Below are 16,441 nucleotides of genomic sequence, written 5' to 3' on the forward strand. Positions count from 1 at the left end.
TGGGCCCCGTGGGGCTCGAACCCACGACCCTCGGATTAAAAGTCCGGTGCTCTACCAACTGAGCTAGAGGCCCTCGCCCCCAAGGGTATCGGGAGAGCAGCGCCTACACTGTCGCGGTGCCTCGCGAACACCACCGTCCCGTCCAGTTCACCGATGCCGAGTTCGCTGCCCTCCAGGGTGGTGAGGACCCGGCGCTGGTCAACCGCGTCGCCCACGACACCGCCAACGCCCTGCTGCACCGGGTGCGCGCGGACCCGGACCCGGCCGTCGTCGAGCGCCTGGTCACCTACACGGACGTGCACGGCATCGAGGCGATCGCGGAGCTGTGGGCCCGCGTGGGTCCGCACACCCTGCCCGGGGCGCTGTGGCGGATCTACCTGGTCCGCACCGTGATCCGGCAGAACCCGGAGGAGATCGCGTACCTCTTCGAGCGGGGCACGGAGCTGATCGGCACGATCGACCAGGCGGTCGCGGGTGCCGAGGAACCGACGGGTCCGGCGGAGATCCTGACCCTGTCGGACCGGATCCTGCATGGTCTCTACACCGGGGACTTCGCGGTGGCGCTCGAGCGCGGAGCGGCGTTCGCGCGGCTGACGGCGGCGGGTGCGACCTCGGTGGCGGACGACGCCGACGTCTCGGCAGCGGAGCGTGCCTCGGCGCTGACGACGCGCGCCTTCCGGCTGGCGGAGCTGGCCGAGGACCTGTCGGCCGCGGCGGCGCTGTGGCGTCGCGAGAGCCTGGACTGACGCGGCCGGCGCGGCGGGCACGGCCTGACACAGCCCCGGAGGGCACGGCCCGACACGGACGCAGCCACCCACGGCGGTGAGCCGACGGCCCGACCGCTGACGCGCCTCCCGGCCGTGGCGTGGGAGCCGTCCGGATCCGGACATGAGAAGACCGGGCCGCAGAAAGCGCCTCTCGGCGCGAGGCCGCTCGAAGCGGCGAATATTGGAGCCCGGGGCTTGCTGCGGCCCGGCGTCTCCAAGTGTACGAGACGTCCGCCGCGTCGTCCCCAGGTGTTCACTCTCGGTGGACAGATCCGACCCCCGGGCGCGCCGTCGCGCGCACCGGCACGTGGGCGCCGTCACCCGATTCGTCACGCGCGGAGCGACCGGCCGGGAGGCGCGTCCCGGCCCACACCGTCGGCCCACCCCGGTCCGACAGCGACCCACCTCGATCCGAAGCGTTCCTCACGCATTTCCGCCCCGACCCAATCCGACGGGGCGACGGTGCCGAATCATCACCGTGGGAGTCGCAAGACGTCCCACACGAGGTCCCCGGACGACCCGGGCCCGCTCGCGGGTCAATTCCCTGTGGGTCGTCCGGGGACCTCGTCACACCGACCGGCACCATCCGCGCAGCGACCGCTGCCGCGACCCGATCCGAACGGGACCAGCTGATGACCACCGCGACCGCAGTCGCCGAGCGCTCTGTCCAGAGCGCGCGGTGGACGCCGTACACACGGGAAGGAGGAAAACCTGCAATGCTCACTCTCGTGGAAGGCGACATGGATGGTTGGACTCCCGCCGCGCCGGAGCCGGTGTCGGCGGACGACCTGCTCAGTCGGGTCGCGACCGGTGACCAGGCTGCCTTCGCCGACCTGTACGACGAACTCTCCGGTCGGGTCCTCGGACTCGTGACGCGGCTCCTCAAGGACCGCGCCCAGTCGGAAGAGGTCACGCAGGAGGTCTTCCTCGAGGTCTGGCAGCAGGCCACCCGCTTCGACCAGGCCCGCGGCAGTGCCGCCAGCTGGGTCCTCACGATGGCGCACCGCCGAGCGGTCGACCGGGTCCGGGCGTCGCAGTCCTCCCGTGACCGCGACACCAAGATCGGCATCCGCGACTTCGAGACCGACTTCGACTCGGTCTCCGAGTCCGTCGAGATCCGACTCGAACACGAACGCGTCAGCCGGGCACTGTCCCGCCTCACCGAGTTCCAGCGTCAGGCCGTGCAGCTCGCCTACTACGGCGGGTTCTCGCACAGCGAGATGGCTGAGAAGCTCGGGGTGCCGATCGGCACCGTCAAGACCCGTCTCCGCGACGGGATGATCCGACTCCGCGACGAGATGGGGGTGACGTCATGACCGACCGTCACGACGACCCCGAGCTGATGACCGGCTCGCACGCGTTGAACGCACTGACCGACGACGAGCGTGCCTCCGTCGAGCGGGCACTGTCCGAATCCCCGGAGCTGCAGCGCGAGTCCGACTCCCTGCGCGAGACCGCGCTGGCCCTCGCCTTCGCGGTGTCCCCGATCGAGCCGTCCGCGTCGCTCAAGACCTCGCTGCTGGCGAAGATCCAGACCACGCCGCAGCTGCCCGCCCTGGACGACTCCCGCGTCATGCCGGAACCCGTCCGGGAGGCCCGCCACACGTCCGCCCCGGACGTCACGCCCGCCACACCGGTCACCGACCTGCGGCCCGCTCCGGGTCGCGCCGTATCGACCGCTCGGGCCCGCTGGTTCCAGCGTCCCGCCGCGATGCTCAGCATGGCCGCGGCCGGCGCCGTCGTGCTCCTCAGCGTCGGGTTCGGCGTCGGCGGCACGCTGATGCAGGACGACGGGGGAGCGCCGGCGACCACGCAGGCCGCCTCCGGCCTCGACCAGATCTACGCGGCCCCGGACTTCCAGCGCAGCACCGCCAAGGTCAAGGGCGGCGGCACCGCCACCGTCGTGTGGTCCGGGCAGCTGCAGCGGTCCGCGGTCATCCTCGACGGTGTCAGTGCGGCGCCGAAGGACAAGACGTACGAGCTCTGGTACATCGGGTCGCCGGACTCCGGCGGCACGATCACCGCAGCCGGCCTGATGGACGACGTCGACGGTGGCGTCCGCTCGGCCGTCCTCCGCGGCACCATGGGCAACGGCGACATGATCGGCATCACGGTCGAGCCGGCCGGGGGCTCGAAGCAGCCCACGACCAAGCCGGTCGTCGCCGTCCCCACGTCCGAGGCGTGACCGGCCCCTGACGGTTCAGGACGACGCCCCCGTGACCACATCGGTCACGGGGGCGTCGTCGTGTGCGGGGCAGTCTCGTCGGGGCCGGTGGCTCGTCGAGTGCGGTCGGCCTCGTCGGGTCCGGTCGGCCTCGTCGTGTCCGGTCGGCCTCGTCGTGTCCGGTCGGCCTCGTCGTGTCCGGCGGCGGGGCGGTCGTGGACGCAACGCAGGAGGCCCGGTGCCGTCCGTGGCGGACGTGCACCGGGCCTCCCGGCTGGACCGTCCGCAGACGGCCGTGGCGTCGATCACCCGAAGCGACCCGAGACGTAGTCCTCGGTCGACTTGACGGACGGGTTCGAGAAGATCGTCGCGGTGTCGTCGTACTCGATGAGGTGGCCCGGCTGGCCGGTGCCGGCGATGTTGAAGAACGCCGTCTTGTCGCTGACGCGCGAGGCCTGCTGCATGTTGTGGGTCACGATGACGATCGTGAACTCCTTCTTCAGCTCCTCGATGAGGTCCTCGATGGCGAGCGTCGAGATCGGGTCGAGCGCGGAGCACGGCTCGTCCATGAGCAGCACGTCCGGCTGCACCGCGATCGCACGGGCGATGCAGAGACGCTGCTGCTGACCACCGGAGAGGCCCATGCCGGGCTTCTCGAGACGGTCCTTGACCTCGTTCCACAGGTTCGCGCCCTGCAGCGACCGCTCGACGATGTCGTCGGCCTCGGAGCGCGAGACGCGCTTGTTGTTGAGCTTCACGCCGGCCAGCACGTTGTCCTTGATGGACATCGTCGGGAACGGGTTCGGACGCTGGAAGACCATGCCGACCTGGCGGCGGACGATGACCGGGTCGACGCCCGGGGCGTACAGGTCGTCGCCGTCGATCTTGACGGAACCCTCGACGTAGGCGCCGGGGATGACCTCGTGCATGCGGTTCAGCGTGCGGAGGAACGTCGACTTGCCGCAGCCGGACGGACCGATGAAGGCGGTGACGGTGCGGGGCTCGATCGTCATGTCGACGCCCTCGACCGCCTTGAACTTCGAGTAGAAGACGTTGAGGCCGTCGACCTCGATGCGCTTGGACACGTGGATCCTTCTGGGTTGGGTGGTCGTCGGGTTGCTGTCGCGCTGGCGGGGGAGGCTAGCGGGGGAGCTTGGGCGCGAAGAGACGGGTGATGAAGCGGGCCAGCAGGTTGAGCAGCATCACGATGAGGATGAGGAGCAGCGCCGCGGTCCAGGCCCGGTCGACGAACGGCACCGGGTTGGCGCCCTGCTGCGAGTACTGCGTGTACGCGAACACAGGCAGCGTCATCATCGGGTCCTTGAACAGGTCGTAGTTCATGCTCGACGTGAACCCGGCGGTGACCAGCAGCGGAGCGGTTTCACCGATGACGCGGGCGATCGAGAGCATGACACCGGTCGTGATGCCGGCGAGGCTCGTGGGCAGGACGACCTTGACGATCGTCAGCCACTTCGGCACCCCCAGGGCGTACGAGGCCTCGCGGAGCTCCATCGGCACGATCTTCAGGACCTCTTCGGTGGAGCGCACGACGATCGGGATCATCAGCACCGCGAGGGCGACCGAACCGACCAGGCCGAACCGGGCACCCGGGCCGAGGAACAGCGCGAACAGCGAGTAGGCGAACAGACCGGCGACGATCGAGGGGATGCCGGTCATCACGTCCACGAAGAAGGTGATGCCCCGGGCGAGGATGCCCGTGCCGTACTCGACCAGGTAGATCGAGGTGAGCAGACCGATCGGGACGCTGATGAGCGCCGCGAACAGGGTGATCTCGAGCGTGCCGATCAGCGCGTGCACCGCGCCGCCGCCCTCGGAGATGACCCCGCGCATCGAGTACGAGAAGAACTGCGCGTCGAATCGTGCCAGCCCGTCGGCCAGGACCGTCCAGAGGAGCGACACCAGCGGCAGGACCGCGATCACGAAGGCGGTGATGACCAGCGAGGTGATCAGCCGGTCGACGGCCTTGCGACCACCCTCGACGATGCGGGAGACCACGACGATGAGGACGTCGAACAGGACCGTGCCGAGGAACACCGCGGCGACGACGTTGAAGTCCTTCGTGGCGCCGCCCGCGTTGAGCAGGGCGAAGACCAGGGCGAGGGCGACCCAGCTGCCGAGGAGCAGCAGCCACGGGACGGACTTGTGGAGCTTGCCGTTGGCGAAGACGTTGCCGGTGGGCTGACGGAGTGCGAGGGACATCGGGGTGCGACCTTTCCCGTCAGGACACTCGCTTGCGGACGATGTACCGCGCGAGCATGTTGATGACCAGGGTGATGACGAAGAGGATCAGGCCGGACGCGATGAGCGCGTTCAGGGCCGTCCCGGAGGCCTCGGCGAACTGCAGGGCGATGTTCGCCGCGATGGTCGACGGGTTCAGCGGGGTGAGGAGCTGGAAGGTGATGTTCGTCGACACGGACAGCACCAGGGCGATCGCCATCGTCTCGCCGAGCGCACGACCCAGGCCGAGCATGATCGCCGACACGATGCCGGACTTGGCGAACGGCAGGACCGACATCCGGATCATCTCCCAGCGCGTCGCGCCGAGGGCCAGGGCCGCTTCCTCGTTGAGGGTGGGCGCCTGCAGGAAGATCTCGCGCATGACCGCGGTCATGATCGGGATGGCCATCACCGCGAGGACGATCGACGCGGTGAGGATCGTGCGACCCGTGCCGGACAGCGGACCCGAGAACAGCGGGATCCAGCCGAAGTGCTCGTTGAGGAACGCGTAGAGCGGCTTCACCAAACGGGCCAGGACGACGATGCCCCAGAGGCCGTAGACGACCGACGGCACCGCGGCCAGCAGGTCGATGACGTAGCCCAGGACGGGTGCCAGGCGACGCGGTGCGTAGTGCGAGATGAAGAGCGCGATGCCGATCGCGAGCGGGACCGCCATGATCAGCGCGAGGAACGCGGACCAGACCGTGCCGAAGACCAGCGGGCCGACGTAGGTCCAGAAGTTCGCAGCGCTGTTCGGCAGGGTGCCCGCTTCGGCGTTGAAGGCCGGGATGCTCTGCCAGACGAGGAACGCCGCGACGAGGACGAGGACGAAGAGGATCAGGCTGCCGGCTGCGACGGAGGCGGCGGAGAACACCCGGTCGCCGATGCGGACGACGGCCTTCGGCTTGGACGGGGTGGCGATGTCCTGGTCTCGGACCGGTGCGGTCGTCATGGGGCTCCTGTCGGAGGATCGCGCCGGGTGAGCGCGAGGGGTTCGGGGGAGAGGTGGAGCGTCAGGGCCGTGACCGGTGCGGGAGGCCGCCGGTTCCGGCAGCTCGCTCCGGCGACTCGCGTCACGACGGGCGAGAGCCCGGACGCCGGTCAGGTGGGTGGGACCGGCGTCCGGGCGCTTGCGGACTTACTTGATGGACTTGACCGCCGCGGCGGCCTTCTCGCCCAGGTCGGACGACAGGGCGGCCGACTTGGCCTCCGTCGCCGCGGCCTTCTGCGCGTCCGCCGAGACGACGTACCCGAGGTACGCCTTCACGAGGTCGGCCTTGGCGCTGTCCTTGTACTCCTGGCACGCGATGGCGTAGGAGACGAGCACCAGCGGCCAGGCGTTCTCGGCCGTGTCCTTGCGGTCGATCTGGATGGCGAGGTCGTTGGTCTCGCGACCCGACGCGACGTCGGAGTCGGCGACGACCTTCGCAGCGCCCTCGGCCGAGATCTCGGTGGCCTTGTCGCCGACCATGAGCTTGGCCTTGTCCAGGTCACCGGCGCCGGAGTCGTCGATGTAGGTGATGGCGTTCGAGGCGCCCTGCATGGCCGAGGCCACACCGGAGGTCTTCGCCGCCGCGTCACCGACCTGGAACGGGAAGGTCTGGCTCGGCTCCTTGCCCCAGGCGTCGCCCGCGTTCTCCGACAGGTACTCGGAGAAGTTCTCGGTCGTGCCGGAGTCGTCGGAACGGTGCACGACGGTGATGTCGGCGTCCGGCAGCTTCACGCCGTCGTTGAGCGACGCGATCTCCGAGTCGTTCCACTTCGTGATCTTGCCGGAGAAGATGCCCGCGATGGACTTCGCGTCCAGCGTGAGGTCCGAGACGCCGTCGACCTTGTAGGCGATCGCGATCGGGGAGATGTAGACCGGGATGTCGATGGCCTTCGAGTCCGCGGCGCAGGCGGCGAACTTGCCGCCGAGCTCGTCCTCGGACAGGGCCGCGTCGGAGCCGGCGAAGTCCGCGGCACCCGAGATGAAGTTCTTGCGGCCAGCGCCCGAACCGTCGGGCGAGTAGTTCACGGTGACGCCGGAGGCCTGACCCTGGAAGCCGGAGGCCCAGGTCGCCTCGGCGGTCTGCTGTGCGGAGGAGCCGGAGCCGGTGAGCGTTCCGGAGAGCTTCGAGTAGTCGACACCCGAGGAGGCGGCGGGCGACGACGAGTTGCCGCCGTTGCCAGCATCCTCGTTCGCCGCGCAGGAGGAGAGCACGACGGCGCCGGCGATCGCGATTGCCGCGATCGAGCCGATTCGCTTGATGTTCACAGGGGTCCCTTCGGGAATGTAAGTGCAGTGGGACCGCTGTGTGGTCCCCGGGCCGGTGCTGACCCGGGAGTGACTGTAGGGACGAGAGGTGACCGGGATGACGCTCCCCGGTGAACGGGAGGTGAACGCGACGTTCACTCGGTGCGGGTCGCCGGACACCGGGGAGGGCGCAGGAGCAGGATCGGGGCACGCTGCCCACCGGCCGGTGCTGCTCGGCGCTGTTGCTCCGCGCGGTCGCTCCGGCGCTGCTGCGCCGCGCTGTTGCGCTGCGCTGTTGCGCTGCCGGTGTTGCTGCGGCGCGGCGTCAGACGCTGACGGAGTTGCGGTGCGTCTCGACGGCCACGAGTTTGCGCCCGGCGATGTGCATCACCGCGAACTCTCCGACCGAGAGCATGGCGGCACGCCGCAGGTCGAACGCCGTCGTGTCGTCGGCGGTGTCGGTGGCGATCCGCGCGACGATGTCGGGCAGGACCGGACCGTGCGAGCAGAGCACCGCGGTCTTCGCCTTGTCGAGGCGCTTCCGCACGACGCCCTTGACGTCTGCAGTCCCCCGCTCGTGGGCGTCCTGGGAGATGTCCGGGGTGTCGGACACCCCGACCTTCGTCCGCGCCGACAGGGGTTCCACGGTCGCCAGGCACCGGGCCGCGGTGCTGCTGACGATCTTCTTCGGGCCGAACGCCGCGACCGGGGCAGCGGCTGCCTTCGCCTGGGCGCGACCGAGGGGCAGGAGGGGCCGGGTGGCGTCGGGACCGTCCCAGTCCGAGCCGGGGACGGTCTTCGCGTGCCGGAGGGCGATCAGGGCGAACGTGTCGTGTTCGTTCGCGGCGGCACGTTCGGCGAACCGGTCGAGGATCGCGACGTCCCGTTCGTAGGTCAGACGTGCTCGGGCGTCGTCGATCGACACCCACTCGACGGCGGCGACCTCGTCGTTCGGGCGGAACGCTCCCGCGCGCTCGGCCTCTTTCCGGGACACCCGGGCCGACCAGTAGTGCACGACCTTGTCGCGACCGCTCGGCAGCACGTACTCGGCCAGACCGAGGGGAGCGCCGAGGTGCACGCGGTACCCGGTCTCCTCGTCGATCTCACGGACGGCGGCCTCGGGGATGCTCTCGCCAGGGTCCACCTTGCCCTTGGGGAACGAGACGTCCTTGTGGTGCTCGCGGTGGATCAGGAGGACGAGCGGTTCGCCGTCCTGGTCACGCCACACCACGGCGCCGGCCGCGAGGACCGGGCCCGACTGCCCACCGCTCACCGAGTGGAACGCTTCCGTGCCGAGATGGTCCGCATGAGGACATTCTGCACGTCGGCGAGCGGGCGTCCGTCGTCGTCGGTCGAGTGGCGGCTCCACTCGCCGTCGGACTCGAGGTGCCAGGAGCTGGTCGTCTCGGCCATCGCCAGGTCGAACATCTCCTGCACCTCGGTGATGTGCGCCGGGGTGGTCAGGCGGACGAGGGCCTCGACGCGGCGGTCGAGGTTGCGGTGCATCATGTCGGCGCTGCCGATGAAGACCGCGGGGTCGCCGTCGTTGTGGAACGCGAACGTCCGGGAGTGCTCGAGGTACCGCCCGACCACACTGCGGACCCGGATCGTCTCGCTCACGCCTTCGAGCCCCGGCTTCAGCGAGCAGATGCCGCGGACCCAGATGTCGACCGGCACCCCGGCCTGGCTCGCCAGGTACAGGGCGTCGATGATCTGTTCGTCGACCATCGAGTTGACCTTGATGCGGATCCCCGAGGGCTTGCCGGCGCGGGCGTTCTCCGCTTCCGTCTGGATGCGCTTCACCAGGCCCTTGCGGAGGTGCAGCGGCGCGACCAGGAGACGCTTGAACTTCTTCTCGATCGCGTACCCGGACAGCTCGTTGAACAGACGGGTCAGGTCCTTGCCGACCGTGTCGTCCGAGGTGAACAGCCCCATGTCCTCGTAGATGCGCGAGGTCTTCGGGTTGTAGTTGCCCGTGCCGATGTGGCTGTAGTGCTTGAGCGTGCCACCCTCTTGCCGGATGACGAGCACCAGCTTCGAGTGGGTCTTCAGCCCGACCAGGCCGTAGACGACGTGCACGCCGGCCTTCTCGAGCTTGCGTGCCCACGTGATGTTGTTCTGCTCGTCGAAGCGCGCCTTGATCTCGACGAGGGCCAGGACCTGCTTGCCCGCCGCGGCCGCGTCGATCAGCGCTTCCACGATGGGGGAGTCGCCGGAGGTGCGGTACAGCGTCTGCTTGATCGCCAGCACGTTCGGGTCGGCGGCGGCCTGCTCGAGGAACGCCTGCACGCTCGTCGCGAAGGACTCGTACGGGTGGTGGACCAGGACGTCCCGAGCGGCGATCGCGCGGAACAGGTCGGGCTTCGTGTTCGGCTCGCCCGGCTGGAACTGCACCGGGGTCGTCGGCACGTGGCGCGGGTAGTGCAGGTCCGGGCGCGGCAGCTTCGCCAGTTCGAACAGTCCGCCGAGGTCGAGCGGCGACGGCAGGCGGTAGACCTCCTGCTCGGTGATGTCGAGTTCGCGCACCAGCAGGTCGAGGGTCACCGGGTCCATGTCCTCGGTGATCTCGAGCCGGATCGGCGGTCCGAACCGGCGGCGGAGCAGTTCGCGCTCCAGCGCCTGGATGAGGTTCTCGGCCTCGTCCTCTTCGATCTCGACGTCTTCGTTGCGGGTGATGCGGAACACGTGGTGCTCCAGCACCTCCATCCCCGGGAACAGGTCGGGCAGGTGGTTCGCGATCAGGTCCTCGAGCGGGATGAAGCGTAGGCGGCCGGAGTTGTCGTCCGGCAGCTTGATGAAGCGCGGGTAGTTCTGCGGCACCTTGAGGCGCGCGAACTCCTGACGCTGGGACTTCGGGTTCCGCACCCGGACAGCCAGGTTCAGCGACAGACCGGAGATGTACGGGAACGGGTGCGCCGGGTCGACCGCCAGGGGCATGAGCACCGGGAAGATCTGCTCCGAGAAGTACTCGCGCATCCGGAGCCGGTCGTCCTCACCGAGGTCAGACCAGTGCTCGACGTGGATGCCGGCAGCGTCGAGGTCGGGCTTCAGCGACCCGATGAACGCCTTCGCGTGGCGTTCCTGCAGCTCGTGGGCCTTCATCGCGATGTCGCGCAGGACGTCGCTGGGCGCACGGCCGACGTTGGTCGGGACGGCGATGCCGGTGTCGATGCGGCGCTTCAGGCCGGCGACGCGGACCATGAAGAACTCGTCGAGGTTCGAGGCGAAGATCGCCAGGAAGTTCGCGCGCTCGAGCAGCGGCTGCGTCCGGTCTTCTCCGAGCTCGAGCACGCGCTGGTTGAAACGGAGCCAGCTCAGTTCGCGGTCGAAGTAGCGGTCGGAGGGCAGCGACTCGTGCTCGATCTCCACGACCTCGTCGAAGTCGTCGAGGTCGTTCGCGACGGAGTCGCCGTCGAGCTGCGGTTCGGTGTCCATGGCGACATCCTGCCACCAGCGCCCTGCACCGGGGGCTGCCCGGGTAGCGCCTGTGGAGACAGCGGGTGAACGGGCGGTGATGTGGAAGACGGTGCGGGTGTCCACAGGCAGCGCCGAGCGGGTGGACGAATCGGTATGTTGGTCGAGGTCACGGCCTCCAGGGGGATCCGCTGCGGGGGCTCGTCGACCATCACGACCAGCACCATCTCTCCGGGGGACGAATCAGCATGGCTGACCAGCTGCACGCCAACACCGATCCGATCGAGTTCGACGACGCCACCGCTGATGCGCTCAGCAGCGCCATGCGCGGCGCAGCCAGTGCGATCGACGGGCAGGTCGGGAGCCGTCAGTCGTACGTGTCGACGGCGTCGCAGGAGTTCCGCGGACACTTCTCGGACCTGTTCACCGAGAACGCGAGCATCGCGAAGAGCGACGGCTCCACCATCTCGGACATGATGCGCACCGTGGCGGGCTGGGTCGACAAGATGAAAGCGGCCGCCGCGGAAGAGCGCGAACGCCGCCGCAAGGCGCGCGAGTGGCAGGAACAGCAGGCCGACCGCAACGGCTTCGAGAAGTGGTGGGACGACACCTTCGGCACCGGGAACCCGCCCGACATCGAGAACAAGCCCGCGCCTCCCTTCGGTCCGGCCGACGTCCAACCGAAGCCACGGCAGACGCCGTCGCCGGGCGCCGGTGGCGGGGGAGCCGGCACGTCGTCGGCCAAGCCCGAGGACCTCCGGTCCTTCGCCACCGGTTCGACGACACTGAACACCGAGTTGTCGGGCAAGCCGGCACTGCTCCGCGGCAAGCTGGCCGACTTCGCATCCCGGTGCTCGTGGGGCACGATCAACGCTGACGGGCTGGTCACCGGGTTCGAACGGTGGCTCGCCGCCAACGACCAGGACGTCGCGTGGGCGACGACCATCGCCGATGCCTTCGCCGCCGCCGGGGGCGAGGGAACGGTCTCCACGGTCTCGGACGCCGCGCTCGGGGCAGCGCTCCAGGCAGCGGGAGTGTCCGCCAACCGGACCGACCTGCAGATCGATCCGCCCACGGCGTACGGCGCACAGCCGACGACGGGGTACTCGATGGACCCGGTGAACACGACGACCGGCAACTTCCTCGAGCCGGAGCTCGACCTCGCACACGACGGTGCGTCCGCATCGCTCCGGTTCACGCGCATGTACAACTCCCTCGACCGGCGGGTCGGGCTCTTCGGCCCCGGTTGGGCGTCCGTCCTCGACACCCGGCTGCTCCTCGACGACGAGGGGGCGTCCTTCGTCGGCGCCGACGGTCGGCTCGTCCGCTTCCCCCGCGCCGGCAGCGGCTGGGCACGCGGCGTCGGCGAGGACCGGTGGCTCGCCGCAGAAGACGACCTGCTGGTCGTGCGGGACAACGAGGGCGGCCGCATCGACTTCACGCCGGCCGGACTCTGGCTCGGCGAGAGCGCCGGACCGGGCACCGCCGTCCACGTGGAACGGGACGCCGACGATGCCGTCCTGCGGCTGCGACACGAACGAGGACGCTCCGTGGACGTCGAGTACGTCGACGGCCGTGTGGCCCTGCTGCGTGCCTCCGACGGACGCCGGGTCGAGTACGGGTACGACGCCCGGGGACGACTGCTGTCGGCGACCACGGCGCTCGGGACGAGGACGTACGGCTGGGACGACGACGACCTCGTCGTGACGGTCACGAGTGCGGACGGCGTGCTCGAGGTCGACAACACCTACGACGCGCACCGTCGCGTCGTCCAGCAGATCAGCCCCCACGGTCGACGGGTCCGCTTCGCCTACCTGCCCGGTCGGGTCACGGTGGTGTCCGACCACGACGGCACGCGGTCGAACAGCTGGATCGCCGACCCGAAGGGACGCCTGGTCGGGGTCATCGACTCCGACGACCGTCGGCAGTCGATGAGCTACGACCCGCACGGCAACCTCGTGTCCGCGACGGAACGCGACGGTTCGGTCACCGTGCACGCCTACGACGGGCGGGGTCGACGCATCCGGACGGTGACGCCGACCGGCGGGGACCTGACCTACGGGTACGACGACGCCGACCGGGTCACCACCGTCGTCACCGAGAGCGGCAGCGTCGTCACGTACGAGTACGACGGCGACGAGCGCGACCCGGCCGTCGTCACCGACCCGATGGGTGGCCGCACCGAACTGCGCTGGCAGCACGGCCTGCTCGTCCGCGTCGTCGACCCCACGGGCGTCACCCTCGACCTCGACCACGACGCGGCCGGTGAGCTCGTCGCGGTCACCAACGCGGTCGGGGACACCGCACGGATCGAGCGGGACGACGCCGGCCGCGCCGTCGCCTCGGTCAGCCCGACCGGTGCCCGCACCGAGTACCGCCACGGCGCGTCCGGGCAGGTCATCGCCCGCCGGGACCCCGACGGTGCGACCTGGACGGCCGAGTACACCGTCGGCGGGCGCGTCAGCGCCGTCACCGACCCGACCGGAGCGCGGACCGCCCTCGCCTGGGGCGCCGACGGCGAACTCGCCGCCACGACCGATGCACTCGGTCGGACGACGCGCCGGACGTACGACGACCAGGGCAACCCGCTGCAGGTCACCCTGCCGAGCGGCGCGTCCTGGACCTTCGCGCACGACGCCTTGTCGCGCCTCCAGTCCGTCGTCGACCCGACCGGCGCCGTCTGGCGGCGGGAGTACGGGGTCAACGGCGACCTGCGCGCGGTGACCGATCCCACCGGCGTCCGGCGTGAGTTCTCCGACGACCCGGCGACCGGCATCGCCACCCTCGCGGATGCGTTCGCGACGACGACCGTCCGTTCGGACGAGTTCGGGCGCCCCGTCGAGGTCACCTCGGACGAGACCGGATCCGAGCTCGTCACGTACGACGCCTGTGGTCGGCCGGTCGAGCTGGTCGACGGCGAGGGCGGGCTCACCCGCCTCGAGCGGGACCTGGCTGGTCGGATCATCGCGATCGTCGCACCGAGCGGCCAGCGGACGACCTACGAGTACGACGCCTGCGGCCGTCCGTCGGCTGCCGTCGACGCCCTCGGGAACCGCACGACGGTCACCTACGACGCCGAGTCGCGCGTCATCGCGCGGACCCTGCCCACGGGCGACGTCGAGCGAACCGAGTACGACGTCGTCGGGCGCGTGGTCGCGCGCACCACGCCGGGCGAGGGCACGGCCCGCTGGCGCTGGGACGCGGCCGGGAGGCTCGTCTCCGTCCACGACACCCGTCACGGCCGACGTCGGTTCCGCTACGACGCCGCCGGTCAGCTCGTCGAGGCCGAGAACGGCCTGGGCGGGGTCACGACCTACACGTACGACGCCGACGGGCACCCGGTCGGCGCGACCGACCCGCTCGGCGGGGTCACCCGGTACGCGTACGACCGGTCCGGCCGGTTGACCGGGATCACCGACCCGCTCGGCCGGAGCACGACCGCGCGGTACGACGCCGCCGGCCGCCGGACCGAGCAGACCGACCCGGACGGCCACGTGCTCCGGTGGACCTACGACGCGGCGGGGCGTGAGGAGCAGCTCTCGGTCGACGGAGCGGTCGTCGCGGACACCGCGTACGACACCGCTCGCCGAGCGGTCGTCGTCACTGACCACACCCGCGGCCCCGGGCTCGACACCGAGCACGAACTCTGCTTCGACCGACGCGGTCTGCTCGTCCGGCGCAGCCGCGGTGGACGGGCGACGTCGTGGCAGTACGACGCCGACGGACGCCGCACGGCGCGCACGGACCCCGACGGGCGGCGCACGACGTGGCGTCGCGATGTCCTGGGCCGGATCGTCGCCGTGGAGCGGGACGGCCTCACCCCGGCCGTCTTCAGCTCGGACGCGCTGGGCCGCATCGTCCAGGCGTCGACCGGTGACGTCATCCAGTCGTGGTCCTACGAGCGCGGGTCGCTCGTGGAGCACACCGTGACCACGCCGAACGGCAGCACGACGACCCGGATCGAACGCGACGAGGACGACCGCATCAGCGCGATCGCCGGATCCGACGGCCGCGTCGTCTACGGTCACGACGCCGCGGCGCAACTCGTCAGTGCCCTCGACGACAGCGCCCTCGACGACAGCAGCTCCGGACGCACCTGGCAGTACGACGCGGGCGGCCGTCTCGTCGCCGAGACCGTCGACGGCGCCGAACAGCGGCACGAGTACGACGCTGCCGGTCAGCTGCTCGTCACCACCAAAGCCGACGGTTCCCGGACCGAGTACGTCCACGACGGGCTGGGGCGGCGCGTCCGGAGGACCACTCCCGACGGGTCCACCACCGAGTACGCCTGGTCGGACCTCGGCTTCCTGGCCGGCGTCGTCGAACGGGACGCGTCCTACGGCGAGACCGGCCGGATCGAGGTCTGGACCGACGCCCTGGGCGAGGTCGCCGAGGCGGGCGGGGCCGAGGTCTGGTGGGACACCGCCGCGGGCGTGCCGTCCCTGACCTCCGTCGGAGCGACGCCTGTCCTTGAGTTGCCGGGCGGCATCGTCGCTCTCGACGGTGACTGGACGGCGTCGGGATGGCGCGGAGAACGGGCCACCGATGCGGCCGATCCGTGGGCGCTCCTGGCGTCGACGGTCGGGGCTGCCGGTCGAGCGGAGCTGCCGGCGGGCATCGGGCTGACCCCCGGTGGGAGCCTGAGCATCGGCGGCATGGAGTGGCTCGGGGCCCGGGTGTACGACCCGGTGGCCAAGGGGTTCCTGTCGACGGACCCGCTGGCGCCGATCGTCGGCGCGGGCTGGGCGGGGAACCCGTACTCCTACGCGGGGAACGACCCGCTGCACGCGATCGACCCGCTGGGGTTGCGGCCGGCGACGGACAAGGACCTGCAGGCGTACCGGGATGCGCACCAGGGGGGCCTCAAGACATGGGCCGACGAGCACGCCATGTTGATCGCGGGGGTCGCGATCGTCGCCGGCGTTGTCCTGATGTGCACCGGTGTCGGCGGACCCGCAGGCGTCGCCCTCATGGCGGCTTCCGGAGCCCTCATCTCCGGGGGCATCTCGGTCGGGACCCAGAAACTCCAGAACGGATCCGTCGACTGGAACAAAGCCGGAGTCGACGCGGTGATCGGCGGCGTCGGTGGCGCAGCCGGAGGCGGCGCGGCTCTCGGGCTGTCGAAGCTGGCGCCAGCGGTCGGCAACGTCGGAGGGCAGGTGGTGCAACGCGCCGCAGCGCCGATCTTCTCGACGGTGGGACGATCGACGATCGCTGCGGGGACTTCCGGCGCAGCTTCCAACATGACCGACTACGCCTTCAACGGCGAGAACCAGACGGTCGGCGGGTACGTCCAGAACGCTGCGGTCGGGTTCGGTACCGGAGCCGCGTTCAACTTGGGGGCCGGAAAGGCGAGCAGCACAGTCCTCGACCGTCTGGACATCGAGCCGCGGTTCCCGACTGGACGCCATGTGCGGCTGCCCGAAGGCGGCGTCGCCCCGAACATCGCTCGCTGGAACAGCGCGGTCGACGGGGTCGTGGACCACGTCGCGGGTGGAGCGGCCAGCGTCGTGAACGACGTCCTCGTCGGCAAGGATCCTGGAGACTACCTCCAGGACGGGATCAACGGCACCGTCTCCGGTGTCGGCTGATCGACGAGACCGCTGCACTAGCGCCCGCCGC

The 16,441-nt window shown here is 70.3% G+C and carries 10 protein-coding genes and 1 tRNA gene; 4 read left to right on the top strand and 7 right to left on the bottom strand.

What is annotated here, in order from left to right; all coding sequences use genetic code 11:
- Positions 1–73 (bottom strand) — tRNA-Lys (locus tag QL987_RS02845).
- 43 nt (positions 74–116) lie between these two features.
- Here QL987_RS02845 and QL987_RS02850 point away from each other — a divergent pair.
- The 3 genes from QL987_RS02850 to QL987_RS02860 all read left to right on the top strand — a co-directional run bounded on the left by QL987_RS02850 (position 117) and on the right by QL987_RS02860 (position 2,952).
- Entirely contained in the window at positions 117–746 is a 630-nt protein-coding gene (locus tag QL987_RS02850; protein WP_221851244.1) for a DNA-directed RNA polymerase subunit beta, read from the top strand.
- A gap of 761 nt (positions 747–1,507) precedes the next feature.
- The gene (gene sigK, locus QL987_RS02855; protein WP_253464965.1) at positions 1,508–2,083 is read left to right on the top strand and encodes an ECF RNA polymerase sigma factor SigK; all 576 of its coding nucleotides are present in this window, start codon (positions 1,508–1,510) and stop codon (positions 2,081–2,083) included.
- Entirely contained in the window at positions 2,080–2,952 is an 873-nt protein-coding gene (locus tag QL987_RS02860) for an anti-sigma factor (RefSeq protein ID WP_290156181.1), read from the top strand. The genes sigK and QL987_RS02860 overlap by 4 nt, the downstream gene beginning before the upstream one ends.
- Before the next feature lie 284 nt (positions 2,953–3,236).
- Here the strand turns inward: QL987_RS02860 and pstB are convergent, their stop codons facing one another.
- The 6 genes from pstB to QL987_RS02890 all read right to left on the bottom strand — a co-directional run bounded on the left by pstB (position 3,237) and on the right by QL987_RS02890 (position 10,840).
- Positions 3,237–4,016, bottom strand: a complete 780-nt coding sequence (pstB, locus tag QL987_RS02865) for a phosphate ABC transporter ATP-binding protein PstB (protein WP_111073831.1) — start codon at positions 4,014–4,016, stop codon at positions 3,237–3,239.
- A 55-nt stretch (positions 4,017–4,071) separates the two neighbouring features.
- Positions 4,072–5,151, bottom strand: coding sequence for a phosphate ABC transporter permease PstA (pstA, locus tag QL987_RS02870; RefSeq protein WP_111073830.1), 1,080 nt, complete (start codon positions 5,149–5,151; stop codon positions 4,072–4,074).
- Between the two features lie 19 nt (positions 5,152–5,170).
- On the bottom strand, positions 5,171–6,121 hold the full coding sequence (pstC, locus tag QL987_RS02875; protein ID WP_111073829.1) for a phosphate ABC transporter permease subunit PstC: 951 nt from the start codon (positions 6,119–6,121) through the stop codon (positions 5,171–5,173).
- A 186-nt stretch (positions 6,122–6,307) separates the two neighbouring features.
- The gene (locus tag QL987_RS02880; RefSeq protein ID WP_111073828.1) at positions 6,308–7,426 is read right to left on the bottom strand and encodes a phosphate ABC transporter substrate-binding protein PstS; all 1,119 of its coding nucleotides are present in this window, start codon (positions 7,424–7,426) and stop codon (positions 6,308–6,310) included.
- Between the two features lie 304 nt (positions 7,427–7,730).
- Entirely contained in the window at positions 7,731–8,678 is a 948-nt protein-coding gene (locus QL987_RS02885; RefSeq protein ID WP_221851235.1) for an NUDIX domain-containing protein, read from the bottom strand.
- Positions 8,675–10,840, bottom strand: coding sequence for an RNA degradosome polyphosphate kinase (locus tag QL987_RS02890; RefSeq protein WP_111073826.1), 2,166 nt, complete (start codon positions 10,838–10,840; stop codon positions 8,675–8,677). Before QL987_RS02890 ends, QL987_RS02885 begins: the two co-directional genes overlap by 4 nt.
- A 227-nt stretch (positions 10,841–11,067) precedes the next feature.
- On the opposite strand from QL987_RS02890, the gene QL987_RS02895 reads away from it, so the two are divergent.
- Entirely contained in the window at positions 11,068–16,410 is a 5,343-nt protein-coding gene (locus QL987_RS02895) for a DUF6531 domain-containing protein (protein WP_290156183.1), read from the top strand.
- Positions 16,411–16,441 lie beyond the last annotated feature (31 nt).

Source organism: Curtobacterium sp. APC 4022 (assembly GCF_030407555.1).
In the GTDB taxonomy this organism is placed as follows: Bacteria; Actinomycetota; Actinomycetes; order Actinomycetales; family Microbacteriaceae; genus Curtobacterium.